Raw genomic sequence first — 24,777 nt, 5'->3', positions numbered from 1 at the left:
GATGCAGCGATGGATACGGCAAAACCTTCAAATCGCAAACTGACAGGCTGGCTTTTGCTTGGTGTACTAGGCATGTTCGGCTTTGGGTTTGCCTTAATACCACTGTACGACATTATGTGCGAGCAACTTGGTATTAACGGTAAACCCAACAATGAAGCCGTGAGCAGCCCAGTAGGCATGCAGGTGGATACATCACGTGTTATTCGTGTTGAGTTCATGGCACATGTAAAACCTGATATGCCGTGGACGTTCATACCCGCTAAAAAGGTCATGGATGTTCACCCCGGGCAGGTAGTTCAAACACGGTATATGGCGACGAATCTCAACGGTTCACCATTGATTGGTCAAGCCGTTCCTTCGATTGCCCCGGGTAATGGCGCGGCGTACTTCAATAAAATTGAATGCTTTTGTTTTAATCGCCAGCCGTTGGAAGGGAATAAAAGCGCTGAACTGCCCGTAATTTTCTATATTGAGCCGACGATTCCCGACTCTATCCATACGCTGACACTTTCCTACACGCTATTCAATATCACAGAGCCAGAAGATAAGAAAACCGTGGCTCTAATTTCACGCTCAGAAACGGATCAAGGAGCGGTGCAATGACAACACAACACCAAACTTATTATGTCCCCTCACACAGTATTTGGCCGATAGTCGGCGCGATTGCCTTGTTTTTTATTGCAGTCGGCGCTGGCGTTACTGTACAAAATTTAGAAACCGGCAGTGTGTTTGGGAAAGTCTTTCTAATAGGCGGATTTGTCGTTTTTCTGGTGATGTTCATCGGATGGATGCGAAACGTTATTGGTGAATCTTTGTCGGGTTTTTATTCCCAACAAATTGATATTTCCTTCCGGCAGGGCATGAGCTGGTTTATTTTCTCGGAAATCATGTTTTTCTGTGCTTTCTTTGGTGCGCTATTTTATGCCCGAATGATTTCTGTCCCGTGGCTGGCGGGGGCAGACAATAATCAAATGACTCATGAAGTGCTTTGGCCTGCATTTGAAGCGATGTGGCCACTCACATTAACCCCAGCAGGGCAAACGACAGAAGCAATGGGCTGGCAAGGATTGCCTTTTCTCAACACCATGATTCTTCTGACTTCTTCCATCACGCTACATATGGCGCATACCAGTTTAGAGAAGAACCACCGAATGGCGCTGGTGGTGTGGTTGGAGATTACCATTATTTTGGCGATTGTGTTCTTGTTCTATCAAGCGGAAGAATACATTCACGCTTATCAGGAAATGGGGCTGACGCTGCAGTCTGGTGTGTATGGCAACACCTTCTTCTTGTTAACAGGTTTCCACGGCATGCATGTGTTACTGGGGACTATTTTCTTGTCGGTATTGCTGGCAAGAATTGCCTACGACCACTTCACACCTGAAAATCACTTCGCGTTTCAAGCGGGAAGTTGGTATTGGCATTTTGTGGACGTGGTTTGGCTATGTCTATTTATCTTTGTGTATGTGCTTTAGAAGCTCTACCCCGAATGAGTAGAGCTGGCGTTAGTAAGGTCTAGGGTTGGGTTCAATCCAGCCCGCCTGAAGCGCAATGAGCAAAAATACGATAACCAAAGCGGAGAAAACTAAACGGCGACCCAAGAAGTGACTGGCAGGCTTATCGCTTTTGCCTTTTACCATCACCACTAAAGCGCGACCAAGGTTGAAGATAATGAAACAGAGTGTCAAGACCAGAACGAGTTTAAACAGTGAGGCTACCATGTTGTCTCCCTGGGTTGCGTTGACGTTAAAACCAAAATTTTGGTTCGCCCTAATTCTCACTTTGGTGGTATTTACTCTGCTGATCAAGTTGGGCTTTTGGCAAATGGGACGTGGTGAACAAAAGTTAGACTACGAAAAGGCACTAGCCCAGCGAGCGACGATGGCACCGGAGCCTTTAGATATGTTGCTAAAGAGGGCAAACGACATCAGCCCCAATCTCAGTCAGGAATATTTAAGTGATGCGCAGCAAAGCCTGACTGGAGCAAAAGTGAAAATGGATGTTATGCCTGTTTCGCATCGTACGTTTTTGCTTGATAACCAGGTTTGGAACGGACAAGTGGGGTATTTGATGCTTCAACCGATGAAAGTGACATCGGGCTATCAGGGAAACGGACGTTATGTGCTGGTAGAGCTCGGGTTTGTGAAGACGGGGCATGATCGTCGCGTATTGCCCAGCTTTAAAGAGCTAACCCAACCCGAGTTGCTGGAGGGGAGGGTGTATCAAAAACAAAGCAACCCCGTTAGTGACAAGCTTCATGCGGAAAGTGGATGGCCCAAACGAATTCAAAACCTGAATATAGAAGCTTTGGAAGGAGAGCTTGGGCTTCCTTTACTGCCTTTTGTTATTCAGCCCAGCAACTTAAACCTTGAATACCCTCAGCCTTGGCACCCGGTTCCAATGTCTTCTCAAAAACATTTTGGGTATGCGTTGCAGTGGTTTTCGATGGCATTAGTTTTTGCGCTCATTATGGCGTTGGTGCTGCTTAGAGCACTCAATATTCGCCTGATACCCAAGGGAGAAAACGATGACAGTTCAAAACATGGATAGAGATTCTACACCCAATGTGAAGCGTGGGCGCATCATTTTACTTGCGCTGGTGGGGTTGTTTGCGATGCCAGCCATTGTTGCCAAAGTTATTTTGGAAATGAATTGGTATCAACCTGGGGTGACAAATCAGGGGGTTTTGGTGGAGCCAGATAGTTACTTAACCGATTATTCCATGGGTTCAGAATCTGAAAAACAGTGGCAACTTGGGTATGTTCTACCGAAAGAATGCAATGCATTGTGCCGCCAGCAGTTGCACTTACTGCAACAAAGCTATGTATCCCTAGGGAAGTACCAAGAGCGCGTTAAACCAACGGTATACATTCACCCAAATAGCGACACGTCGGTACTGCAGGATTACAGCTTCAATCGCGTTAAATCTAACGACAAATTTCTTTCTGATTTCAACACCAATGAATACATCATTGTAGACCCACGAGGTCAATTGGTTATGCATTACCCGAAGCAGCTTAACCCTGAATTACTAGTACAGCAGAGTAAGGGGTTAATTGCCGACTTTAAGAAACTATTGAAGTTATCTCGCGTGGGGTAAATCAAGGATAGGGGGCGCGTATGAATATCATCAGACTGATTCAAGTAAGCCTGATTCTGACATTTTTGGTTATCTTAATGGGCGCGTACACGCGGCTAGCTGACGCGGGGTTGGGTTGCCCAGATTGGCCGGGTTGTTACGGTCATCTTAGTGTGCCTTCGACAGATAAAGCACTTTCCACCGCCAAACTCCTCTACCCAGAAAACGAAGTCGAGCCTTATAAAGCTTGGTTAGAGATGATTCACCGTTATTTGGCGGGAACGCTTGGACTGGTTGTTTTTGCCATTAGTTATTTGACGCTTCAATCTCGCCATGGCGGGCGGGTGATTCCGGTTTCACTGTCGCTGCTCATCGTCTTTCAGGCGGCGCTAGGGATGTGGACAGTGACGCTCAAATTGATGCCCGTGATTGTCATGTTGCACTTAATGGGTGGGTTTACCTTATTTAGCTTGTTGTTTTTGCTCTACTGTCGCCTTAAACAAGAAGTGGGCTACGAACTCAATGACATTGCACACTTTACGGTGAGCGATGGAAACCCCTCTTCAATAACTTCTCCGCATGAACCTATCGTCGTCAACACACCAATGCTGAAACTTTTGGCTTCTTTCTCTCTTGCAGTGGTTGTTCTTCAAATCTTTCTAGGGGGGTGGACCTCTTCCAATTACGCCGCATTAATGTGTACGGAGTTACCCATTTGTGAAGGGGATTGGGTTGGCTATTTGAATTTTTCTGAAGCCTTTGATTTCCGCCAAGAAGGACACACAAATTATGAATTTGGGGTCTTGGATTATGGGGCAAGAATGACCATTCACGTTACGCATAGAATCGGAGCGGTAGTGACATCTGTTGTGTTGATGGGGTTGGCGTTTCAGTTGTTTCAGCAAACGCATATTCAGCTTCGCAAGGGAGCGTTTATGTTAATGGTGTTACTCGTCGCCCAAATTGGACTTGGTATGAGTAATGTTTTATTGAATCTCCCATTACCTGTAGCGGTGGCGCATAACCTTGGTGCGGCACTTTTACTGTTGTGTACGATTTACATCAATTTCCATGTGTGGCGCAGTGTGTCACAGCCTCTTATGGAACAAGAGCGAGGGCTTTGAGTATGGATAAATCTCTTTCTAGAGCAGGAATAGAAGGCGCGTCGTGGCAAGATTATTACAAGCTCACGAAACCTAAAGTCGTTGCTTTAATGCTACTGACGGCAGTGGTAGGAATGATTTTGGCAATAAAAGGGCAGTTTCCCGTTGTGACGGCATTGATCGCATTAGCTGGGATCGGATTAATGGCGTCGAGTGCAGCGGCATTTAATCACCTAATTGATCGCAGAATTGATGCCATAATGGCGAGAACTTATCAGCGCCCTTTGCCCTCTGGGCACGTTAAAGCCGTCAACGCGTTTATATTTGCGATTGTGCTCGGTATCGCTGGGTTTGTCGCATTGTACTGGTGGGTGAATGAGTTAACGGCTTGGCTGACTCTAGCAAGTTTGGTGGGTTATGCGCTGGTGTACACCTTGTATTTAAAGCGAGCAACGCCTCAAAATATCGTGATAGCCGGAATTGCTGGTGCTATGCCTCCTTTACTTGGATGGACGGCGGTCACCAATGAATTGCATTCCCATGCTTGGCTACTTGTGATGATCATCTTTATCTGGACACCCCCTCATTTTTGGGCGTTAGCCATACACAGGAAGGACGATTATTCACGTGCTGATATTCCCATGCTGCCAGTGACACATGGTGTGGAATACACTAAAACCAGTATTTTGTTGTACACCGTCCTGTTAGCTATTGCATGCCTATTCCCAGTTTTGGTTGGCATGAGCGGCCTTATTTACTTAGTCGTATCAAGCTTTTTAAGTGCTGGATTCATCTATAAAGCGTGGAAACTGAAATATCATGAGGAAGAGGGTGATGCCATGAGTACCTTCATCTTCTCTATCTATCAATTGATGTTCTTATTTGTTGCTTTACTGGTGGATCATTTCCTAGGTTAGTGACAATTATACTCAAATCACCTCAAGGTGGTTTGAGTACATGGTTTTTCAAAAAGCTCATTTCCACAATTCATTTCGTTATCATTCTTGTATGTTTTTTGGGTTTGAAATTTTAAACTCAACGAATAATTTTATGGTGAAATAAGGTGTTCCCCAAAGAACCATCAAATCATATTGGTGATTTTGAGCCTAAAGAAACCGATAATTTTGTTTAATTATTAGTGCAAAATGTGTTTCCTAGTCTCCCTTCCTTACTGATAGATTTCACACGAAGCCAACAAAATTATCGGACAATATTTTAAATGAGTGTGAAATCTAAGCTGGTAACCGCAATCGGTTGCTTGATCGCGTTTACAATTCTGGTGACTTCGGTCATTGGATATTTTGAATTCAAAACGGCCACAACCGACGACTATCGTAAGAACCTTTCAGATAAATCATTTTTAGTTGCGAAAGCTGTCGAAAGTAAAATGAATAAATACTTTACAGCACTAGAAACGACAGGCGCTGGTATTAGGCTTGATAGTGAAGGCGCACCAGTGATCAGCGATCGCGTTATCGATGCATTGACGCACGGCAAGCAAAGCTTAAAAGTGCTGAATATGTATGTCGGTTTGCCTGATGGCACGACGTACGATGTTAACGGTCTGATTCCCGACTTCAATGCCAAACAAAAGCAACGCGAATGGTTTATTCAAGGCTTTAGTGGTGCAGCGCGTTCAGTCACCAATCCTTATCTGTCTACGACAGGGGATTTAACCATGTCAGCGGTGATCCCTTATCGTCGGAATGGTGAAATTAAGGCTGTGATTGGTCTGAGTTTAAAGATGAGCGACATCACCGACTACATTAATGAACTCTCGGCTGAGCCAAACCTCTTTGTATCACGTGCTGATGGTTTCTTGATGGCCGCCAGTTACCCCGATTTTGTTGGTAAGAACATCTATGAGTTGCGTCCAAGCTATCGCGAATTCGGCACTCATAAAAGCAGTGAACACTCTTACAACGTGCCTGATAAGGGGGATTTTTACGTTGTGTCTTCCAGAATTGATTCGTTGGGATGGTCTGTTTGGGCTTGGGCGTCGTGGGACGATATTAACGAACCTTCGAATACTATGGTGAAGATCAACGGTATTGCAGGGCTTGTCTTTGCAGTTATTGGTATCGTTGTCGTGTATGCCGCTGTCGAAAAATTGATGTATGGCCCAATCGGTGGCGAACCTAAAGAGATTGAAGAGTTTGTTAACCGAATTGCGAATGGCGACTTAACGATGATTCGACCGCTAGAGGGGAGTGAAACAGGGGTTTATCGCTCGACATTGATCATGGGGGAAAGCATTAAGCAGATCATCGGAAACATTAATACCTCGTCTGCCGCCCTTACCGATTTATCTGGTCAACTCGAATCTTCTTCAAATCAGGTAAACCGCTCATCCGAGTCTCAAATGATGCAACTAGAGCAAGTGGCAACCGCAATGAACGAAATGACAGCAACCGTTGCTGAAGTGGCCCAAAATGCAATGCAAGCATCGACTTCTTCTAACGATGCCAGTGAGTCTTCCACTCAGGGGCTTGGTGTCGTTAGCCAAATGAACACAGACATCAACTTGTTAGTTAATAATATCGAAAGTGTTCAATCTTCCATCTTGGAAGTTGAAAAAGAAACGATGAATGTGGGTGGGATTCTAGACGTTATTCGCGGTATTGCTGAGCAAACCAACTTGCTCGCTCTGAATGCCGCTATTGAGGCTGCCCGTGCTGGCGAACAAGGTCGTGGTTTTGCTGTGGTGGCAGATGAAGTTCGTAACCTCGCCAATAAAACTCAGGAAAGCACCAATGAAATCCAATCTATGATTTCGGTGCTTCAAGAGCAAGCGAAACAGTCTGTGAGTTTAATGGAAGAAAACGCAGAAAACGCTAAGAAAACTTTAGTGAAATCGGACGAAGCAAGTCAATCGCTGCAAGTGATACAAGAAGAAATTAGCAAAATTCAGGACATGAATAATCAGATTGCTACGGCTGCGGAAGAGCAGTCTCATGTTGCGACGGATATTAATGAAAACGTGGTGAATGTGAACGATCTGGCTCGCAGTACTGTTCAAGATGTTCAGGGCAATGTCCAGACAGCGTTGGAATTGAATTCCGTTTCCAGCGAATTACAACGCTCAGTGAATAGCTTTAAAGTTTAAGTTTAAAGTAGGTTAACTAGTTCAACAGACTTTACCGCATTAACGTTCAAAAGCCCCAAAGTTGGGGCTTTTTGTTTATCTTTACCTAAGCGTTAAGCTTCTATTCTCACCCTAATTATTCGCAAGATACTTGATGACCGTATCGCGTAACGTTTCTTTGTATGGTGGTGAAATAAAGCTGGCTTCGATAGCATTTAGAGAAAACTGCGCTAACTCCGGCTTCGTTGGATTGAGAGCCTCTGAGACGGCAAGGAAGTTATCCGTCATATAGCCACCGAAGTAGGCTGGATCATCCGAATTGATGGTCACGCACACGCCTTTTCTGAGTAGGTCGACGATGTTGTGCTGACTCATTTGCTCGAATACTTTCAATTTGGTGTTGGAAAGTGGGCAGACAGTCAATGGAATTTGGTTTTCGACCAGTCGCTGAACCAGTGCCTCGTCGTCAACACAGCGAACGCCATGGTCGATTCTAGATGTTTTTAGCATATCCAAGGCATCAATGATGTTTTGTGCGGGGCCTTCCTCTCCAGCGTGCGCTACGGTTAAGAAACCCTCAGAGCGTGCTTTTGCAAATACTCGTTCGAACTTTTCTGGTGGATGTCCAACTTCGGAAGAGTCCAGACCGACACCGATGATTTTTTCTTTGTAGGGTAACGCTTCTTCTAAGGTGTTCAATGCAGCTTCTTCATCGAGGTGGCGCAAAAAGCACATGATGATTTGACTGCTTATTCCAAGCTCTGATTCCGCTTTATCCAGTGCTTTTGAGATACCGCTGATAACAGTGTGAAATGAAATGCCTCGGTCGGTGTGGGTTTGAGGATCAAAAAAGATCTCTGTATGCACCACATTGTCTTGCTTGCATCTCAGCAAATATGCCCACGTAAGATCATAAAAATCTTCCTCTTTAACCAGTACATTGGCTCCCTGGTAATAGATATCTAAAAAGGATTGCAGATTATGGAAGTGATACGCGTCTCTTACCTCTTGAATACTGCTAAATGGAATGGAAACCTTGTTGCGTTTAGCCAGTTCAAACATTAGTTCTGGCTCAAGAGACCCTTCAATATGCAGATGGAGCTCTACTTTTGGGAGGTGCTGGATAAATGCTTTCATAGAAACTCCTTATGTCGTGCTTACTGATTATTGCAAGGTATTTACTTTGAAGCCTCAGCTTAGTTTAGATTCAATATGATGAGAAAAGTTAAGAGTCACTTTGGTGTTGGAGATCTCATTTACGTTTTTAAAAGAGTATTAAAAAAAAACCAGCGACATCCGCTGGCTAAGGAAATAGAAATGAAATTGCTAGTCAGGAAATGACCCCCGTATCCCTTGCAATTCATCGAAGTTTTCAAGAAAAATTTCGGTCAGTTTAGGATCAAAATGTTTCCCTGCTTCTTGTTGGAATAATTCGAAAATTTTGTCACTTGGCCATGCATCTTTGTAGCAGCGCTTGGATGCTAGAGCGTCAAAAACGTCGGCTAGTGCTGTAATACGAGCTTCGATTGGAATCGATTCGGCTGATATTTTATTCGGGTATCCTGAACCGTCCCACTTTTCGTGATGGTGACCAGCAATGTTTGCTGCGATATTCAAAATCTCTAGGTTAGAACCACGTAAGATCTCTGCGCCTACACTGGCATGAGACATCATGGTCACCCACTCTTCAGCATCGAGTTTCCCTGGCTTATTGAGTACCGCATCGGGAATCGCAATCTTTCCAATGTCGTGCAACGGAGAGGCGAGTTTAATCTTTTCACATTGCTCTGGTGGTAAGCCATATTTTGAGGCAAGAAAGCGCGATATTTCGGCTACTCGCTTAACGTGGCTCCCTGATTCTTTTGAGCGTGTCTCCACCACTTCCCCAAGGCGATAGGCAATTTCTTTTTGGGTATCACGAACCTCATTGAGCAAAATGACTTTTTCGTAAGCGATAGTGATGTTTCGGATGAATATATCGAGTATTTCGATGTTTTCTTCAATGCTGCTTCTTGGGCAGTGTACGATCAGTAGACCAACGCTTTTATTCACTTTGACTGGAATGAGAAATTCTTCGTCTTTAACTTGAATAAAGCGATCTTTGGTGCTGGTGACATCATCAACGGAGCAGGATATAAACTCATCCAGTTCTTTACCAATGAGTCCTTCACCACCCTCGGAAGAAGCGACGACCTGCCATTTCCCTTCCACTTCTTGCGCAGCAAAATTGAACGCGTGAACTTCGCCAAGATGCAGCAAAGCAGAAAGTTGAGAAAGAATCCCGTCTAGCCAATGCCCACCATCTCCTTCAACCAAAATAGATGCTGAAGAATTGATGATCGTATTCAGCCCTTTCTTGGTGTTTTCGATCACCATAATGTCGCGATAAGAACGCAACGCTGCGCAAAGGGTGGTGTTTAGTTTTGTCGCCGTTAGCTCTGTTTTGTTTTTATAGTCATTAATTTCATACTTTTTAATGACTTCGGATTCAGGAGCATCGCCTGGCTGACCTGTACGCAAAATGATTCTGCTGGTTTTGTTCCCTTGCTCTACACGTAACCAGTCGACCAGATCAAGCCCGGCATGGTTCGATTCCATAACGACATCAAGAAATACAACGGCGATATCATCGTGTTCTACAAATACCTCTTTGGCTTCTGCTGCGGAGTATGCGTTTACAAAGTTAAGTTTTCTTCCCAGATACTCGAAGTCGTTGAGAACAAATTGGGTGACTTTATGAATGTCAGCATCGTCATCGACGATTAAGACCTTCCATGTCTCACGTTCTTCAATTTCCGATTCTTCTTCATGATCTGAAAAGAGGAATTGATCATCATTTCCCATCATTGACCCCATAACTCAATCTATTTCCATTTCACGCCCTTTTTTACTCCAAAATGGAGAGAAAAGGCATCGCAAAAAATCATCCGTCTGAAACAAGTGTAGACAAAGATTTCATTTAAAGCACAAATTCTAATTAGGAGTTAAGTGATTAGGTAGAAAGCAAGAACATAGCTCTGATCACTCAAGGAAATTTACTTACAATATCAAGAAAATCTAATTTCACTGTCTATACTATTTAGAACGTTAGATGTTGAGCATAGAGCTCATAGGTTGAGTGTGATTTGAACATGGGGTTAGCGTGGGTATATTCAATGGTTTGAGGTTTAATTATATTTACGTTAATCAACTAGATGCATCATGTATGGATGAGGAAAGTCGATGAGTTCAGGTGTTCCTAATAATAGTTCGGACACTTCTAGCACGAGTAAGTCTGATGGGATCATTTCAACGTTAAAGACAATGAATAGGCACAGTTTTGCTGTTCGATTGCTGATCTATATTGTTTTGTGTACGTCTGTACTTGCGGTCGCTATTACGGCTGTACAACTTTACTGGGACTATAAAAAAGAAGTTCAACTTCTTCAAAATTCCATCAGCTCGCTAGAGCAAAGCTTAACTTCCTCTATTTCAAACAGCTTGTGGAATTTGGATGAAGAGCAGATGCTGATTCAAGCAAACGGTATTTTAAACGTTTCTAGTGTTGAGTACGTCGGTATCTTTTCATTTCACAATGGCACGCTTAACTCCGTGGTGGAAATTGGAGAGCAAAGCCCCCTCAATGAATTAAGCCATCTCTACGATTTGGTCCACAAAGATGAAAAAATTGGTGGGCTAAGAATCGAGGCATCTTATCAGCTGATTTATGGAAAGCTTTGGGAAAAAGCCATAATTGTCCTCGAAACTCAGTTGGTGAAAATCTTTCTTGTCGCGATGTGCGTTCTTTACGTGGTCTATCACGTCGTGATAAAGCACATCAATCGTATTTCCTCTTTCGTGCAAGGGCACAAACTGGACAGCAACGAATCTGGTGATTTGTTGAGTTTGGACAGAAGTAATCATCAAGATGAGCTGGATACGTTAGTCGAATCTATTAATGCTTTATACCATCGTATTGATTCGGAGCTCGGCAAACGTAAAAAAATGAATAACCAGCTTGAATATGAACGTGATTTTACCCGTGTAATTATTCAATCTTCTCCTTCTTTGATCTGTTCTTTAAATGACCAATTCGAAATTCAACTGGTTAACTCTGAAGTGGAGGCTCTTCTTGGAGTGGAAGAGCGTGAGCTGATAGGAGAAAACTGGTTTGGGTATTTTGTGGATGAAGACGTAGAGAAGGAAAGCGAGCAGGAATTGATCGAAAATATTCCCGAATTCGATTTGGTTTTTACAATGCGAGATCAAGAAGGGAAGCAACGGTTTTTACAATGGCGTGTTATTGAAAATAAAGAGCAAATGCGAGTCATGTGCTTTGGCATAGATGTTACCGATTTGACGAATGCGGAAAACCAATTGATCTCGCTAAATCGAGAGTTAGAGCAAAAAGTGAAAGACAGAACACACTCTCTAGAAGAAGCGAATCATGAACTTTCCGATACCCTTAGCAAGCTTGAAGAAACGCAAGAATCGTTAATTGAAGCGGAAAAAATGGCCTCGCTCGGTAGCTTGGTTGGAGGGGTTGCTCACGAGATCAATACACCACTTGGTATAAGCGTTACGGCAACAAGTTTTATAGACGAAAAAGTAAACGTACTGCAAACGGGATTTGAAACAGGGAAACTGTCTAAAACACAGTTTTCTGGTGCGATAGAGTCGCTAAAAGAGTCGGCTCAAATTCTTACTGCAAACCTTTCTCGGGCGGAGCAACTGGTATCAAGCTTCAAACAAGTTGCTGTAGATCAGAGTAGCGAATCCGTCTATCCGTTTAATGTGAAAGAGAACTTAGAGAAAGTGCTGCTCTCACTGTCTCATGAGTTAAAAGTAGCCAATGTGAGTGTTGAGGTGGATTGCCCCGATAACATTCATATCGAGAGTTATCCGAGCTGCTACATTCAGATCTACACCAATCTCATTGCCAATAGTATCCGACATGGATTTGATGAATGGAGCGGGGATAAGAACATTTTCATACATGTCTCTACCAATGAAGAAAATTTAATTATCTGCTACAAGGACACAGGGCAAGGTGTTGATGAACAAATACTCAAGCGCATATTTGAACCATTTGTCACTACCAAGCGAGGAAAAGGCGGAAGTGGATTAGGTGCGAATATTATCTACAACATGGTTAATCAGTTGTTGAAAGGAAAAATAGAGTGTTCTTCTGAACTTGGACATGGGGCTGAGTTTGTTATTACCGTACCGCTACAACTTGATCTTCAAGATAAACAAGAATCGGCATAGCTCTGATTCTTGATTTAGAATGGCTAGATCTTTAAATCGGTGTCTTGTCTGAAAACCAGTTAACTCTCGCAGAACCAAGCATCTTGAAGCCACTTGGGTATAGATGCCATTTTGTTCGAAACTTAATCGAAGATTCACTCTCTGATCGCGCTTTGTCGCATTCCAAACATTTGGTGACTTCTCTTCACCGTGAACCCTGTAAACTTAAGGTCATATTAACCGATTACATGCTAGTTTTTCGGCTAAATCTGGGACCTGAATTGACTCAGAAAGACAGAGCACGAGTAACGTGTCGGAAGAAAGGGACGAGGAAAAAACATGCAAGTCTTAATCATTGATGACGATAACCAATTTGCTGGCGCACTTGCAGATTATTTGGAGTTGAAAGGTGTAGAGTGTGATTTCGCCTACAACGGACAAAGTGGGCTCTCGCTCGCGCTGCAAGGCGATACAGATGTCATCATATTGGATGTAAACATGCCCAAAATGGATGGATACGAGGTATGTAGAATGCTGCGAGAAGCGCGTATTCAAACTCCTGTATTGATGATGACCGCATACGACACAGTTGAAGATGAACTGGAAGGCTTCCGCAGTGGTGTCGATGATTTTGTCGTAAAGCCCTGCCCGATGCCTGTTGTTTGGGCGCGATTGCAAGCCCTATCAAAACGAACGAAGCCGAACGTGTCGAGCAACCTATCTATAGGCGACTTAGAGCTCGATTTGAACACACAAGAAGCTTACCGATCAGGAAAAAGGTTGAAAATGACGCCCATCGGGTGGCGTATTCTTCATTACTTGGTTATTCAAAGCCCTAGGGTGGTACCTAGACCTGAATTGGAAAATGCTGTTTGGCCAGATGATCCGGTAGAGCCGGGGAACCTGAATGTACAGCTGAGTAATTTGAGAAAGGTTCTAGACAAGCCTTTTGGTTCTCCTCTACTGCATACCCGCATTAATGCCGGTATACAGGTGAAGGTATTGGAATGAAAGCGTATTCCATATCCTTGAAAAAGGACCTGATGCAAAAGCTGGTTCTTTTCGGTTTTTTCCTTGTGATCGATATGATCATTATTGCAATGGTTCAATATTCTCTGAGTCTTGAAAAAGTATCGAATACGGCCGCTTGGATGGATGTTCGAGCCATGGTCCGCCACTTAGAGAAAGACCCAGACTCTAGCGTAACAACGCTGTCTTCCACAAAAGTGTACCGAAGCTGGGAAATCCTTCCCGACCACATTAAAAAAACGTTTGGGTCGGCCGAGAGTGTCCATGCGAAAGATGAAACCGCGATAATGAAAGAGATAAACGGTGAGGAATACCATATTTCCATCATGTCTCATCTACTCAGTAATGGGGAGTATGTCTATCTACTCAGTCAATATCCCGTAGAAGACATTGAATGGCTTATTGAAGAATTTGCCAACACAGTTATTGAGCAAAGTATTTGGTCGTTGATCTGTTTCTCTGCCATTTTGGTGCTTGTTGCGCTTTGGTGGATGAGAAGTATCGGCGCACCATTTGTACATCTTAATCGGTGGGCTTCGACATTAGGCACGTCAAAAGAAGAGCCTCGACCTAAATACCGATTTACCGAGCTTAACGAATTGGCGAAACAGCTGGAAGATGCCATTGATCGCGTTAGCCAATTCAATGAACGTGAAACCCAGTTTTTAAGACACGCAAGCCACGAACTCCGTACACCTTTAGCAATCATGCAAGCATCTCTCGATACCATAGATGAGCAAATCCCTCCTTCAAGGCCCTTAAAGCGCGCTCGCTATGCCTTGGATAATATGCAGTCATTAACACAGTCTTTGTTGTGGCTTGCAAGAGAATCGGGACAACCGTTAGACAAAACCGATCAGAATTTGCGGCATTGTTGTGAACAGCTGGTGGAAGACTTAAGTTACCTAAGGCAACAAAAAGCACTTACAGTCAATGTGAAAGGAGAGAGCCAGCTATCGGCCAATCCCGATTTACTTAATATTGTGTTGAGCAACCTTATCCGAAATGCCTTTCAGTATGCCGAACACGGTGAAGTTGAAATATCAGTGGGTGATGAGGCGGTGCGCATTTCAAACTCTGCGAATTATCAAGGGCGTCAATCCAGTGGCTTTGGTTTGGGGTTAGAGTTGGTAAAAAGAATATGTCAAACGCAGCTCTGGCATTTCGATTTTGCTGCCAAAGATGGGATGGTGCACGTTACCGTGAAGTTCGAGAAAAAAGACTTGCTGTCGACTTAGAATTAACAGACTCAAGCAATTGAAACACTCATCCTGCACACAGGGATGACTTGTGAAAATGAACGCAAACAAAAAGCGCGCTATGCACAGCGCGCTTTCTTTTATCGAGAGATGAAGTTATCTAACTCATCCCTTTGTTGTTAGCTGATTTTGGCTTTCAGGTTTTACGTTACCAAAGTAAATACAGGCTACCTGTTAAAGTGACGGAAGCACATTGGAAGAATCTGCAATTTTTTGCTTGTTTGCGCCATTGATTTCAATGATAAATGTGCTCTCATCAAATGTCGCGTCGCCCTTGCCATACAAGCTTTGTCTGAAAGCGTTAGCTTGGCTGATGATAGCGTCGTTGAGTTGAATGGTTTCCGCCCACTCCCGATATAATCTATCGAACAAAATGCCATCTTTGCTTTTTACTGCTTGAACCAGCTGCTCTGTAGAGTTGTCTGATTTCACGTTGATAGGTTTAGAAGGAACACGTATTGGACTGCGTTTAACCTTCGATAGAAGTGCTAAGGTGGCTAACCAAAGCAGAGCGAAGAAAGCCGTAAGATATGGCCAGAAGCCACTGTCGATAACAGTGACAGTTTGCTGAGGTAAAACTGGCTGCACCACGGGAATAGCATCACTTACTTCGCCTTCTTCAACCGTGACAAACATGTGATTGGCGGTTGATGTTTGCTCTCGACCCGCTTCGCTATTCCACCATCGAACGCCCACCGCTGGCAATTCGAATTGCCCTGTCTCCTTTGCAATCAACACCTGCTTAACGGTCATGATAATGTCGCCATTATTGCCTTGAGAGAACTGAGGGGCCTCATCGTACACACGAATATGTGCAGGATAGGTCACCTTCAAGTTTGGCATTTGTTGCTGGCTCAAATCTTTTGCTCGGATCACTAATGTTCGTTGAATAGGAGAACCTACTTTTGTGGTGAAGGCATCGGAAGTAATGCGATTACCTTCTTCATCTTGCCAAAGCTGATCCACCATCAACGATGGTGTAGGCAGCCACGCACCTTGATACGTGGAAGGCTTCGCTTTCACTGTTAAGGTGATGGCAGGGGCGCTTTTATCAAGTTGAATGAGCCGAGTACCGCTGCTTCTTGTCCCTGGGCTTTCAATTAGTGCCCCTTTGAGGCGAGGAGGGTGCAGCGTTAATGTACCTGAACGCTCAGGGATGATATAGAACGACTGATCGACAACGGTCGCTTCCACACCATCGACAACCGATTGGTACTGATTGCTTTCGCCGATCGGTTCGATGGATAAACCTTCCCCAAAGGCTGACTCGATATTGGTGTTCTGCAAGCGACGAAGATCCGCTTTGATGATCAGTCTTGCATGAAGCGTTGTACGCTCACCTTCATACAAATCACTTTTTTCAATATTGGCGGCAAGCTGAATGACATCATCTTGGGTACGCGCATTTCTGTCGTTTGTCACTTGAATGGCGATGGGAGCAGTTTTTGCGCCGTCTATTTCGAAACTCGGGATTTTCAAAATGCCCGTTTGGGTTGCGGCTAATGCGACGGTCCACTCGCTACTAACGGTCGTTTTTCCATTGACCGAATTGGTATACGATCCAAAACTAGGTCGTCCCATATAAAAGGCTGGCTGCAAAATAGAAAAGTCGACTTTGCTGTTTGATACACGCTTATTGACTGAGATTTTGAGTTGAAATACTTCATCTTTAGCGACGCTGGTTCGGCTCACTGTCGCCGTTGCAACGGCATCGTTTGCAAATGCTGTTGGTGTCGCAAGAACCAATAAGACAGTGAGGGAGAAGAACCACCGTACGGATGATAAGAAATTACGAATTACCATGATTGTTCAGACCTTTGAGAAGCGGGGTTTTGTCTTTCTTGTAAAATCATTTGTGCTCTAAGCAGACGGCTCGCATCCGCTTGTTGTTGGATTTGTTCCAATTGCCTAATTTGAGGATCGACCTCTTGGGTGCTGCCTTGGGCTTGAGAGTTGGTGGCAATTTGGTTTTGTGTATCTTCTTCAGATTCATTTCCAGGCTCACGCTCTGAACTTGCTGGTTGAGGTGATGATTCACTTTCGTCCTCATTTTCAGAATCTTGCTTTCCCTGAGAGCCTTGTTTTCTATCAGCGTCTGGTTTTATGTCAGAGTCTGGTTTCCCTTCAGAACCATTGAAGTCGTCGGACCCCTTTTTATCCTGAGATTCACTTTGCTCGCCTGTTTGGCTAGCATCGTCTGAATTTTCTGACGACTCCTTAGATTGTTGAGATTGTGACTGTTCGCCGTTTTGTTGTTGCTGGTTTTGTTGATCCTGCGAGTTTTGAGAGTCAGCGCTATCCTCTTGAGAAGAGGCGTTTTGCTCGTCCTGTTGTTCTTGATTTGAATCGCTTTGAGAATCCTGCTGTTGCTGTTGCTGTTGCTGTTGCTGTTGCTGTTGCTGTTGCTGTTGCTGTTGCTGTTGCTGTTGCTTCAGCGCTTCTTCAACAATGCTTAAATTTCGTTTTGCATCCTCGAAGTTTGGATTCTTTTCCAAAATAGATTCATACAGGTCCCGTGCTTTCTCAAGCTCACCTTTTTGCGCCAATGCGTTGGCTAAGTTGTATTGTGCGCCTTCCGTTTGAATACCTTCAAGGCTTTCGATTGCTTTGTCGTATTGCTTTGCTTCATACCAAGCTGCACCCGCCCACTCTTTCGATTCAAAGAGTTCTGCGGCCTTTTCAAAGTCTTGACTTTGGTAGGCTTGGAATCCTGCTTGATCGTCTGTTTGGAAAGGAGAGGCAAGCACAGGTTTTGGCATTGGGAAGACGAGTAGAACAATCGCAAATACAAATCCTTTGCGGAACAAGCTAAGAGCTGCAATGACAAGAGCGGGCAACAACCAATATCCGTGATTAATTCGGTCGCTGACTTCTTGGCTGTCGCTGTCAGAGGAAGTGGATGGCGTAATCGAAAGCGCTGAAATGGCTTCGACATCTTTACCATCACCACGCAGTGGGGAGAATACCCCACCAGAGTGACGAGCCACCAAATTAAATCCATCAAATTCGGTTTTGGCAATCACCGTGTTTCCACTTGGAGATTTCAGCAATTCACCTTCGGGGAGTAAGATAGGCGCACCTTGTTCCGTGCCAATAGCAATGGTAGACATTCGCCAGCTTTTTCCAAGTAACTTTGTGACGCTTTTCGCCTGTGCTTCCGTTAGTTCATCGGCTAGCAATATGATGTCGCCTTTTTGGTGCCCAGCATCGCTCATTAACTTTATCGCCAATTCAACAGCGGCTACTACGTTGCTGCCTTGATGCGGCATTATTTCGGGCTTTAGATCAGGAATGAGGCTCGCGAGTGTTTGGCTGTCTGTTGTTAAAGGGCTAATGGTATAGGCACCTCCGGCAAAGATGACCAAACCAGTACTGCCTTCTTTCCATTCAGGGAGGAGATCGAGCGCTTTATATTTAAGTTGCTGTAATCGGTTGGGCTTGATGTCGTTGGCGTATAAAGAGCGTGACATGTCCAAAACCAATACGCGAGCATGGCTGACATTGAATGCTGGACGAGTCTGTTTTTCGAAGCTCGGACCGGCAAGAGCGATACAACTGATGCACCAAAACACAAACCAGAAATGGTGTATGTAACGTGCTCGATTCTGTGAAATACCCATGGCTTGAGCAAGATGACTTGCAATCAATCCTTTAGAGGAACTCCCTCTTTTTATCCAGAAACTCAAAGCAATCGCAGGAAGGATCCCTAAAAGCCAGTAAGGATTCATAAATAGAAAATCAGCCATGATTCCTCCTAAGTGACGCTAGAACCAAAGACAGAAAGAGAACGACTGAAAGCGGTAGCCAGAACCATTCGGACTTAGGACGCCAAGTTTGGCTAGCACTTGATACGGGCTCAAGTGCGTTGATTGTGTCGTAAATGGTGGCAAGCTCATCACTGTTTCGAGCGCGGAAGTATTGTCCACCCGTCATGTCTGCAATCTGAATCAGCGTTTTCTCATCCAGATCTTCTGCTGTATTTACCACACGTTCAAATAGGAAGTCTTTTACCACCATCTCTCCTGCACCTACGCCTACGGTATAAATGGTTGCACCGTATTCTTTGGCAATTTTTGTTGCTTCTATAGGGTCTATAATTCCGGCAGTGTTGCTACCGTCGCTAAGCAGCACCATAACCCTTTGTGGGGCGTCACTGTCTATAAACGTTTTAGTCGCAAGACCAATACCTTCACCAATGGCGGTGCTGGTTCCGATGAGCTTTAGCACTGTTCTATCGAGCTGAGATTTGACCGCTTGTCTGTCGAGCGTCAGCGGAGTTTGCAAGTACGCATGATCAGCGAATAAGACGAGCCCAAGCCTATCTCCCTTTCGTTTAGCCACAAATTCGCCGACCACGTTTTTAACCGCAGAGAGGCGATCGATGTAGTCGCCATCTTCCAGCATGTCTTCTTTACTCATGGAGTAGGAGAGATCAACGACTAGCATCATATCTCGATGCTCTGGATAAAACTCTACGGGCTCGCCAAGCCAAACAGGACGAGCCATTGCTGTAACAAGTAATAGCCAAATGCTAAGTAGCAGCAGTTTCTGACCACTTCGATTAGGCGTTTCCCCTAGCTGGGTATTAGGAATACTAGGGAGCTGAACTGCTTGTGACTCTTGTGTTTTAGGTGCCCAAAAGTACACAAGAACGGGCAGTGGAAGTAGCAAAAATGCCCAGAGCCATTCAAAATCGATCATCTTCCCCCCTTGTTGAGCGCGGCCAGTTGACGAGGTGGAAGGGCATGGTTAATCCAATATTCAATATCACTCAAGAGCTCGGTTGGTTGAGAAGTGTTACCCGATTGACTGCTGGGCATGTATAGGAGCTCATCCCAAGTGCTGGCTTTGGATAGAAAACGAGGTGCTTTGAGCTGTTGATCTAAAAATGCATACCAATCTCGCCCTGAAAGCGAAGCAATGTGTTCTCTTGGAAAGTAACTCAGAGCAGCTTGACGCAATAACTGCATACCATCCTTCGCCGATTTAATTTGCTTGAGTTTATCTTGTGCTATTCGTTTAGCGTGACGTCTTGCTCGGTATTGTTTAAAAAGCAATGCGGCACCCAATATAGCGACAATGGCAATAATAGCCACTGCCCACCAACCCCAAGCCAAAGGCCATAGTCCAGGCTCTTGAGGCAATTGAATGGGTGCTAAATTAAGAGATTGAGGGCTGTTTTGCATTCTAACCTCTGTGTAATTGGTTCATCAGGTTATCGCCAGCCGAAATTTGACTAAAATGAATACCTTGTTTCATAAATCCATTCTTTAACATTTCTGAGCGGGCGCTGAAATCCTGACGAAAACTGTGTTTGGTTTTGGAAGAAGAAAAATCCACCCATCGGCTTTGCTTGCCATCGCTAACGGCATTTTGCCCCTTGTACCTTGTTTCCCCTTGTTCGAGAGGGTCATAAAATTGAATGGCCCGTAGACGATTGTGCTGAGCTACTTGGCTAAGAAGGGTGAAGTCGGGTTCGCTAAACGATATAAAATCGCTCAGTAGGATGATCTCACTGCCTTTAGGGCTGAGTCTATGGAGTTCTTGCAGTGATGTAGACCAGTTGATAGATGCTGGTGATTGGTTGACGCTTTGCAGCGCTCTGTTGTGAGCCTCTATGATAGCTTCAATAACGCTCAATACCCCTTTTGCACGCGCCATAGGCTTAACGTCGACTATCTCGTTACCAGTCGATATCACGGTGCCGAGCCTATCACCCGCTTGAACCGTTAGCCACCCAATTAGGCTTGCCATATGAGCCGCTTGAACGGATTTAAGCAACAAAGAAGAGCCAAATCGCATTTGGCTACTCAGGTCGATAAGCAAAATAACGGGCTGCTCACGTTCTTCTTCAAACAGCTTTGTATGGGCCTTTCCGGTACGAGCGGTGACTCGCCAATCGATGGAGCGAATATCGTCCCCCGCTTGGTATTGGCGAACTTCAGAAAAGTTCATTCCACGGCCTTTGCCGCGGCTTTGATGGCTTCCACTGAGTTGAGACCACAAGCTTTTCGCGGGGGGAAGCCATTTTGCAGTCTGACTTTTGTAATAAAGCAGCTCTTCAATGGAAAGAAAAGCGCCATTGGCGTAAGGGGGCATGTTGGACATAGTGAACTCTTACGCGCTGCCGACCAGTGAAAGAATGGTTTTGACGGCATGATTAGCGCTAATGCCTTGTGCTTGTGCAGAATAACTCAACAGCATTCTGTGTCTCAGTACTGGATAAGCCATCGCTTGAACATCCTCTGGCGACACAAAATCACGACCACTAAGCCAAGCGTGAGCACGGGCAGCTCTGTCTAGAGCGATAGTAGCACGCGGGCTTACCCCCATTTCTAGCCACTGGGCAAGTTCATCGCTGTATTGACTAGGCTGGCGTGTCGCCATCACCAAACGAATGATGTATTGCTCTATGGATTCTTCCATATGCAAGCTAAGGGCTTCTTTACGTGCGGCAAAGATATCTCGTTGGCTGATTGTGACTTGTTCTGCTTTCTCGTCGTTCAACGCTTCACCACGGTTTAGACGAAGGATAGCCAATTCGCTTTCTGCATCTGGATAATCTACTTCAAGATGAAGTAAAAAACGATCCAGTTGAGCCTCTGGCAGCGGGTATGTGCCTTCTTGCTCAATCGGGTTTTGTGTCGCAATGACTAAAAAGAGTTCAGGCAGTGAGTAGGTTTGGCTGCCAGCGGTCACTTGTCCTTCTGCCATGGCTTCAAGCATAGCGGCTTGGACTTTTGCTGGTGCACGGTTGATTTCGTCGGCAAGAATCAACGAATGAAATATAGGACCTTTTTGAAAGGAAAACGACCCAGTTTCTGGGCGATAGATATCCGTGCCCGTCAGATCAGCGGGCAGTAAATCTGGCGTGAACTGGACTCGGTGAAAATCACTTTCAATGCAGTCGGCTAAACATTTTACGGCACGCGTTTTAGCCAACCCTGGCGGTCCTTCTACCAAAATGTGACCGTCTGCCAGTAAAGCGACGAGGATTTGCTTTACCAGCTCACTTTGTCCAATAACTTGTGAGTTTAAATGCGTCTGCAATTGTTGAAATAGGTTCACTTGCATGCGTTGAAAGGCTCCAATTTACAAATTAGTCGACAAGTCCGACTCATAAAATCTAAAAAAGTTCAGCTACAAGATATTGGTTCGTTTAGAAAAATCAAGACACTGTGTGTAAATTCATAAAATGCTTACAAGTTATTTGTAATAAAGTCAGTAAAGGTTCTGTATACTCTGCCGATAAGTTACAAACTGTTACCTCCTCCGTCTCAAATTGTATTGACAAAATCAAGAGTGCTGGAGACTCCTCCTACCAAAGTTTTTAAAAAGGCAATCGTATGTTCGGTTCTCTGTCTATGAATATTAAACAAAAGATCGTAATTGGCATGGCATTCGCGGTATTGGCTTCCACCAGTATTGTTGGATTTATGGCTCAAAACCAAGCTCGTGATGTATTGGAGCATCGCTTGGTTGAAATAGAGCTTCCATCCATGCTTAATCTCGTCAGCTCTGAAGTCGATCAAGAAGTGACTCAGCTTCTTTCTGCTGCGGAGCAAATTGCAAACAACACGTTTATTCAACAAGCTGTGAGTTCTACAGAGCGCGATCCAGCTACGGAAAAAATGTTGGTTGACCAGCTTAATACCATTCGTAGCCAATACAAATTGAATGATGCATCAGTCGCTAACCGTGATACCGCTTATTACTGGAATCAGAATGGCTTTTTGCGTCAGTTAACCCGTCAGCAAGATGGCTGGTTTTTTGGTTTTACTTCATCGGGTCAGGAAACCATGGTGAGTGTATTTACCGAATCGACAGGCGAAGTGAAAATGTTCGCCAACTACCAGATTGTATCTGGTAAGACGATGTCCGGTCTTTCTAAATCTTTAAACGATATGGTTTCTCTTCTGAATAGTTTTCAAATAGAGCAATCGGGTTTTGTCTTTTTAACCGATTCGTCGGGAAAGGTTCAGATTCATAAGCAATCTTCAAAGTCTGACTCTGATCTCACGGGGATCTACGGTTCAGAAGCTTCAAATCTTTTAAATAAATCAGGTTATAACATCGTTCGTGCGCAATATGACGGGAAAGATGTATTTGTTGTAAGCCAATATGTGGCTTCGATGGATTGGTTTATTGTGGCGCAAGTACCTGTTGAAGAAGTGTTTGCAGAGCTCGATTCGACAGCGCAAAAGATGATGTTGACCACGCTAGTTGTTGCGCTAATTTTTGTTGTATTGAGCCTGATTCTCGCGAGCAGCATTACCAAGCCTATTAATGTGATTGCAGAGCGCTTCCGCCAACTAGGTGAAGGCGATGGTAACTTAGCGCAGCGCATAGAAATTAATGGAAACGATGAGATTGCAAAGCTTTCTCAGGGCTTTAATGGCTTTATCGAAAAGATTCATAACTCCGTGAAAGAGGTGGCGGCAACCAGTAACGCTTTGCAGATTGCAGCGGAAGGTGTGGCTGAGAAATCTCACATTACGCACGACAACAGTCAAAATCAGCGTGACCAGACCATTCAAGTGGTGACAGCTATCAACCAAATGGGTGCAACGATCAGTGAAATTGCGTCCAATGCGGCAACGGCTGCAGAAACGGCAAGTGGTGCAGAGTCGAATACCGAAGATGGCCGCGGTGTTGTTTTCCGTGCTAAAGATGCAATTAGCCGATTGGCATCTGATATCGACCATATTGGTGGTGTTGTACAGAAACTGGCTGGTACAACACAAGACATTGGCTCCATACTGGATGTTATTCGCGATATATCCGAGCAAACTAACTTACTGGCGTTAAATGCAGCCATTGAAGCGGCACGTGCTGGAGAACAAGGGCGAGGTTTTGCTGTTGTTGCCGATGAAGTACGAAACCTTGCAAGTCGTACTGCCGATTCGACAGAAGAAATTCAGAAAATGATTAACCAACTTCAAGCGGATGCTCAAGATGCGGTTTCTGCTATGGAAGCGGGTCAAGAAGTAACGATGGAAGGGGTGGAATCGACCGACCAAGCTGTAGAAGTACTTGGACGCATTTCAGAGAGCATCAGCGATATTTCTGACCGTAATACCCAAGTAGCAACAGCAACTGAAGAGCAGTCGACGGTGGTGCATACTATTAATGAAAACATTGAAGAGATCAATGCGATTAATGAGCTTACTACTGGTACCGCACAAGAGCTTGCAGATGCGAGTGCAGAGCTTCAGTCGCTTTCTAAACGTTTGGATGCCATGGTGAGCAACTTTAAGCTCTAAGGAGTTCAGAGCTTTCATTTCTGCTGGAATCCACGGTGATGAATAGTTAGAATTTAGAAAATTATTTTTAAGGTAGTACGTTATGAGTGATTTCGAAAAAGATCTGGCCGCAATGACTGAAGAGGTTGTCAGTGAACCTGAAGTAAAACTCCCCTCTTTGGAGGAGCAACGAGAAATTGTCGCTAAATTAAAAGAACTTGAAGCGGAAGGGAAACTGACTCCGGAAATCATGGAAGAGTACTTCGGCAAGTTTTCTGAGAAAGGCACCAAGCCCGTTCATTAGAAACGTCTCTAACGTGGGATCATAGTGTATAAAGCGCCTATTCTGGCGCTTTTCTTTTCCTTGCAATGTAACAGAGTATGGGGCTCTGAATCCTGCACCTTGACGTTACTTAGGTATAGCAAGCCTTTTGGGTGTATCATGCAGTATTATCGATGCTTGATTTTATTGTTTTGAAACTACTCCAATATATAACAGTATGAACGACTATTTATTTGAACCAAGTTCACCAATGTGAATCTGAGTTTTGCATGTTCACTCAATTTTCTATTAATTGATATTAAAATCAATACCAATATAAACCGTAAAGTGGATAATGCTATTATGAGTAGACAAGACAGCATTCTAAATAATAATGCTTTAAGTGATATCTAGAATTAAATATAGGCAATAATTAGTGATTCTTGTCACTTTATTAATGGGTTCTCCATTCGATAAAATTATTCGAACAGA

The 24,777-nt window shown here is 44.3% G+C and carries 21 protein-coding genes; 12 read left to right on the top strand and 9 right to left on the bottom strand.

Going from position 1 to position 24,777, the window contains the following annotated elements:
* Positions 1 to 9 precede the first annotated feature (9 nt).
* Both Q8W40_RS14695 and Q8W40_RS14690 read left to right on the top strand, forming a co-directional pair.
* The gene (locus Q8W40_RS14695; RefSeq protein ID WP_305398232.1) at positions 10 to 603 is read left to right on the top strand and encodes a cytochrome c oxidase assembly protein; all 594 of its coding nucleotides are present in this window, start codon (positions 10 to 12) and stop codon (positions 601 to 603) included.
* Complete coding sequence (locus Q8W40_RS14690) at positions 600 to 1,475, top strand: cytochrome c oxidase subunit 3 (protein ID WP_305398231.1); 876 nt, start codon at positions 600 to 602, stop codon at positions 1,473 to 1,475. Before Q8W40_RS14695 ends, Q8W40_RS14690 begins: the two co-directional genes overlap by 4 nt.
* Before the next feature lie 30 nt (positions 1,476 to 1,505).
* Here the strand turns inward: Q8W40_RS14690 and Q8W40_RS14685 are convergent, their stop codons facing one another.
* Positions 1,506 to 1,721 (bottom strand): DUF2909 domain-containing protein, encoded by a 216-nt coding sequence (locus Q8W40_RS14685; RefSeq protein WP_305398229.1) that lies wholly within the window; start codon positions 1,719 to 1,721, stop codon positions 1,506 to 1,508.
* On the opposite strand from Q8W40_RS14685, the gene Q8W40_RS14680 reads away from it, so the two are divergent.
* The 5 genes from Q8W40_RS14680 (at position 1,720) to Q8W40_RS14660 (ending at position 7,288) form a co-directional block, all read left to right on the top strand.
* Entirely contained in the window at positions 1,720 to 2,550 is an 831-nt protein-coding gene (locus Q8W40_RS14680; protein WP_305398228.1) for an SURF1 family protein, read from the top strand. The two genes, Q8W40_RS14685 and Q8W40_RS14680, sit on opposite strands and share 2 nt — an antisense overlap.
* The gene (locus Q8W40_RS14675) at positions 2,528 to 3,100 is read left to right on the top strand and encodes a hypothetical protein (protein ID WP_305398227.1); all 573 of its coding nucleotides are present in this window, start codon (positions 2,528 to 2,530) and stop codon (positions 3,098 to 3,100) included. Before Q8W40_RS14680 ends, Q8W40_RS14675 begins: the two co-directional genes overlap by 23 nt.
* 20 nt (positions 3,101 to 3,120) lie before the next feature.
* On the top strand, positions 3,121 to 4,203 hold the full coding sequence (locus tag Q8W40_RS14670) for a COX15/CtaA family protein (RefSeq protein WP_101111514.1): 1,083 nt from the start codon (positions 3,121 to 3,123) through the stop codon (positions 4,201 to 4,203).
* A gap of 2 nt (positions 4,204 to 4,205) precedes the next feature.
* On the top strand, positions 4,206 to 5,099 hold the full coding sequence (gene cyoE, locus Q8W40_RS14665; RefSeq protein ID WP_305398226.1) for a heme o synthase: 894 nt from the start codon (positions 4,206 to 4,208) through the stop codon (positions 5,097 to 5,099).
* A gap of 302 nt (positions 5,100 to 5,401) precedes the next feature.
* The gene (locus Q8W40_RS14660; protein ID WP_305398225.1) at positions 5,402 to 7,288 is read left to right on the top strand and encodes a methyl-accepting chemotaxis protein; all 1,887 of its coding nucleotides are present in this window, start codon (positions 5,402 to 5,404) and stop codon (positions 7,286 to 7,288) included.
* A 111-nt stretch (positions 7,289 to 7,399) separates the two neighbouring features.
* On the opposite strand, the gene Q8W40_RS14655 is transcribed toward Q8W40_RS14660, so the two are convergent.
* Positions 7,400 to 8,404 carry an adenosine deaminase gene (locus tag Q8W40_RS14655; RefSeq protein WP_305398223.1) on the bottom strand — a complete coding sequence of 335 codons (1,005 nt, stop codon included), beginning with the start codon at positions 8,402 to 8,404 and terminating at the stop codon, positions 7,400 to 7,402.
* A 189-nt stretch (positions 8,405 to 8,593) separates the two neighbouring features.
* Complete coding sequence (locus Q8W40_RS14650) at positions 8,594 to 10,114, bottom strand: HD domain-containing phosphohydrolase (RefSeq protein WP_305398221.1); 1,521 nt, start codon at positions 10,112 to 10,114, stop codon at positions 8,594 to 8,596.
* Between the two features lie 375 nt (positions 10,115 to 10,489).
* On the opposite strand from Q8W40_RS14650, the gene Q8W40_RS14645 reads away from it, so the two are divergent.
* The 3 genes from Q8W40_RS14645 (at position 10,490) to Q8W40_RS14635 (ending at position 14,760) form a co-directional block, all read left to right on the top strand.
* Positions 10,490 to 12,514: a sensor histidine kinase gene (locus Q8W40_RS14645; protein ID WP_305398219.1), complete on the top strand. Its 2,025-nt coding sequence runs from the start codon at positions 10,490 to 10,492 to the stop codon at positions 12,512 to 12,514.
* Positions 12,515 to 12,832: 318 nt separating this feature from the next.
* Entirely contained in the window at positions 12,833 to 13,504 is a 672-nt protein-coding gene (locus Q8W40_RS14640) for a response regulator transcription factor (RefSeq protein ID WP_104402803.1), read from the top strand.
* Positions 13,501 to 14,760 carry a sensor histidine kinase gene (locus tag Q8W40_RS14635; RefSeq protein ID WP_305398216.1) on the top strand — a complete coding sequence of 420 codons (1,260 nt, stop codon included), beginning with the start codon at positions 13,501 to 13,503 and terminating at the stop codon, positions 14,758 to 14,760. Before Q8W40_RS14640 ends, Q8W40_RS14635 begins: the two co-directional genes overlap by 4 nt.
* 195 nt (positions 14,761 to 14,955) lie before the next feature.
* Here Q8W40_RS14635 and Q8W40_RS14630 read toward each other — a convergent pair whose 3' ends face one another.
* From Q8W40_RS14630 to Q8W40_RS14605, 6 genes are read right to left on the bottom strand one after another with little or no spacing between them, the layout of a single operon-like run.
* Positions 14,956 to 16,584 (bottom strand): BatD family protein, encoded by a 1,629-nt coding sequence (locus Q8W40_RS14630; RefSeq protein WP_305398214.1) that lies wholly within the window; start codon positions 16,582 to 16,584, stop codon positions 14,956 to 14,958.
* On the bottom strand, positions 16,578 to 18,527 hold the full coding sequence (locus tag Q8W40_RS14625) for a VWA domain-containing protein (protein WP_305398212.1): 1,950 nt from the start codon (positions 18,525 to 18,527) through the stop codon (positions 16,578 to 16,580). The genes Q8W40_RS14630 and Q8W40_RS14625 overlap by 7 nt, the downstream gene beginning before the upstream one ends.
* Complete coding sequence (locus Q8W40_RS14620; protein ID WP_305398210.1) at positions 18,520 to 19,482, bottom strand: vWA domain-containing protein; 963 nt, start codon at positions 19,480 to 19,482, stop codon at positions 18,520 to 18,522. The genes Q8W40_RS14625 and Q8W40_RS14620 overlap by 8 nt, the downstream gene beginning before the upstream one ends.
* Positions 19,479 to 19,967 carry a DUF4381 domain-containing protein gene (locus Q8W40_RS14615; RefSeq protein WP_305398209.1) on the bottom strand — a complete coding sequence of 163 codons (489 nt, stop codon included), beginning with the start codon at positions 19,965 to 19,967 and terminating at the stop codon, positions 19,479 to 19,481. Before Q8W40_RS14615 ends, Q8W40_RS14620 begins: the two co-directional genes overlap by 4 nt.
* A gap of 1 nt (position 19,968) precedes the next feature.
* Entirely contained in the window at positions 19,969 to 20,889 is a 921-nt protein-coding gene (locus Q8W40_RS14610; protein WP_305398208.1) for a DUF58 domain-containing protein, read from the bottom strand.
* Positions 20,890 to 20,898: 9 nt separating this feature from the next.
* Positions 20,899 to 21,855: an AAA family ATPase gene (locus Q8W40_RS14605; RefSeq protein ID WP_305398207.1), complete on the bottom strand. Its 957-nt coding sequence runs from the start codon at positions 21,853 to 21,855 to the stop codon at positions 20,899 to 20,901.
* A 272-nt stretch (positions 21,856 to 22,127) separates the two neighbouring features.
* Here Q8W40_RS14605 and Q8W40_RS14600 point away from each other — a divergent pair, with 272 nt between their 5' ends.
* Positions 22,128 to 24,044 carry a methyl-accepting chemotaxis protein gene (locus Q8W40_RS14600; protein WP_305398205.1) on the top strand — a complete coding sequence of 639 codons (1,917 nt, stop codon included), beginning with the start codon at positions 22,128 to 22,130 and terminating at the stop codon, positions 24,042 to 24,044.
* An 82-nt stretch (positions 24,045 to 24,126) separates the two neighbouring features.
* Entirely contained in the window at positions 24,127 to 24,327 is a 201-nt protein-coding gene (locus tag Q8W40_RS14595; protein ID WP_101113110.1) for a chromosome partitioning protein ParA, read from the top strand.
* The last annotated feature ends 450 nt before the right edge of the window (positions 24,328 to 24,777 follow it).

This window comes from Vibrio penaeicida (assembly GCF_030689305.1).
GTDB lineage: Bacteria > Pseudomonadota > Gammaproteobacteria > Enterobacterales > Vibrionaceae > Vibrio > Vibrio penaeicida_B.
Note: the sequence above shows the minus strand (reverse complement) of the source record. Positions and strands in the feature narration are given on the sequence as shown.

Coding starts and splice junctions, on each gene's coding strand:
- Q8W40_RS14695 (WP_305398232.1), top strand. CDS start 10: ATGGATACGGCAAAACCTTCAAATCGCAAACTGACAGGCTGGCTTTTG.
- Q8W40_RS14690 (WP_305398231.1), top strand. CDS start 600: ATGACAACACAACACCAAACTTATTATGTCCCCTCACACAGTATTTGG.
- Q8W40_RS14680 (WP_305398228.1), top strand. CDS start 1,720: ATGTTGTCTCCCTGGGTTGCGTTGACGTTAAAACCAAAATTTTGGTTC.
- Q8W40_RS14685 (WP_305398229.1), bottom strand. CDS start 1,721: ATGGTAGCCTCACTGTTTAAACTCGTTCTGGTCTTGACACTCTGTTTC.
- Q8W40_RS14675 (WP_305398227.1), top strand. CDS start 2,528: ATGACAGTTCAAAACATGGATAGAGATTCTACACCCAATGTGAAGCGT.
- Q8W40_RS14670 (WP_101111514.1), top strand. CDS start 3,121: ATGAATATCATCAGACTGATTCAAGTAAGCCTGATTCTGACATTTTTG.
- cyoE (WP_305398226.1), top strand. CDS start 4,206: ATGGATAAATCTCTTTCTAGAGCAGGAATAGAAGGCGCGTCGTGGCAA.
- Q8W40_RS14660 (WP_305398225.1), top strand. CDS start 5,402: ATGAGTGTGAAATCTAAGCTGGTAACCGCAATCGGTTGCTTGATCGCG.
- Q8W40_RS14655 (WP_305398223.1), bottom strand. CDS start 8,404: ATGAAAGCATTTATCCAGCACCTCCCAAAAGTAGAGCTCCATCTGCAT.
- Q8W40_RS14650 (WP_305398221.1), bottom strand. CDS start 10,114: ATGATGGGAAATGATGATCAATTCCTCTTTTCAGATCATGAAGAAGAA.
- Q8W40_RS14645 (WP_305398219.1), top strand. CDS start 10,490: ATGAGTTCAGGTGTTCCTAATAATAGTTCGGACACTTCTAGCACGAGT.
- Q8W40_RS14640 (WP_104402803.1), top strand. CDS start 12,833: ATGCAAGTCTTAATCATTGATGACGATAACCAATTTGCTGGCGCACTT.
- Q8W40_RS14635 (WP_305398216.1), top strand. CDS start 13,501: ATGAAAGCGTATTCCATATCCTTGAAAAAGGACCTGATGCAAAAGCTG.
- Q8W40_RS14630 (WP_305398214.1), bottom strand. CDS start 16,584: ATGGTAATTCGTAATTTCTTATCATCCGTACGGTGGTTCTTCTCCCTC.
- Q8W40_RS14625 (WP_305398212.1), bottom strand. CDS start 18,527: ATGGCTGATTTTCTATTTATGAATCCTTACTGGCTTTTAGGGATCCTT.
- Q8W40_RS14620 (WP_305398210.1), bottom strand. CDS start 19,482: ATGATCGATTTTGAATGGCTCTGGGCATTTTTGCTACTTCCACTGCCC.
- Q8W40_RS14615 (WP_305398209.1), bottom strand. CDS start 19,967: ATGCAAAACAGCCCTCAATCTCTTAATTTAGCACCCATTCAATTGCCT.
- Q8W40_RS14610 (WP_305398208.1), bottom strand. CDS start 20,889: ATGTCCAACATGCCCCCTTACGCCAATGGCGCTTTTCTTTCCATTGAA.
- Q8W40_RS14605 (WP_305398207.1), bottom strand. CDS start 21,855: ATGCAAGTGAACCTATTTCAACAATTGCAGACGCATTTAAACTCACAA.
- Q8W40_RS14600 (WP_305398205.1), top strand. CDS start 22,128: ATGTTCGGTTCTCTGTCTATGAATATTAAACAAAAGATCGTAATTGGC.
- Q8W40_RS14595 (WP_101113110.1), top strand. CDS start 24,127: ATGAGTGATTTCGAAAAAGATCTGGCCGCAATGACTGAAGAGGTTGTC.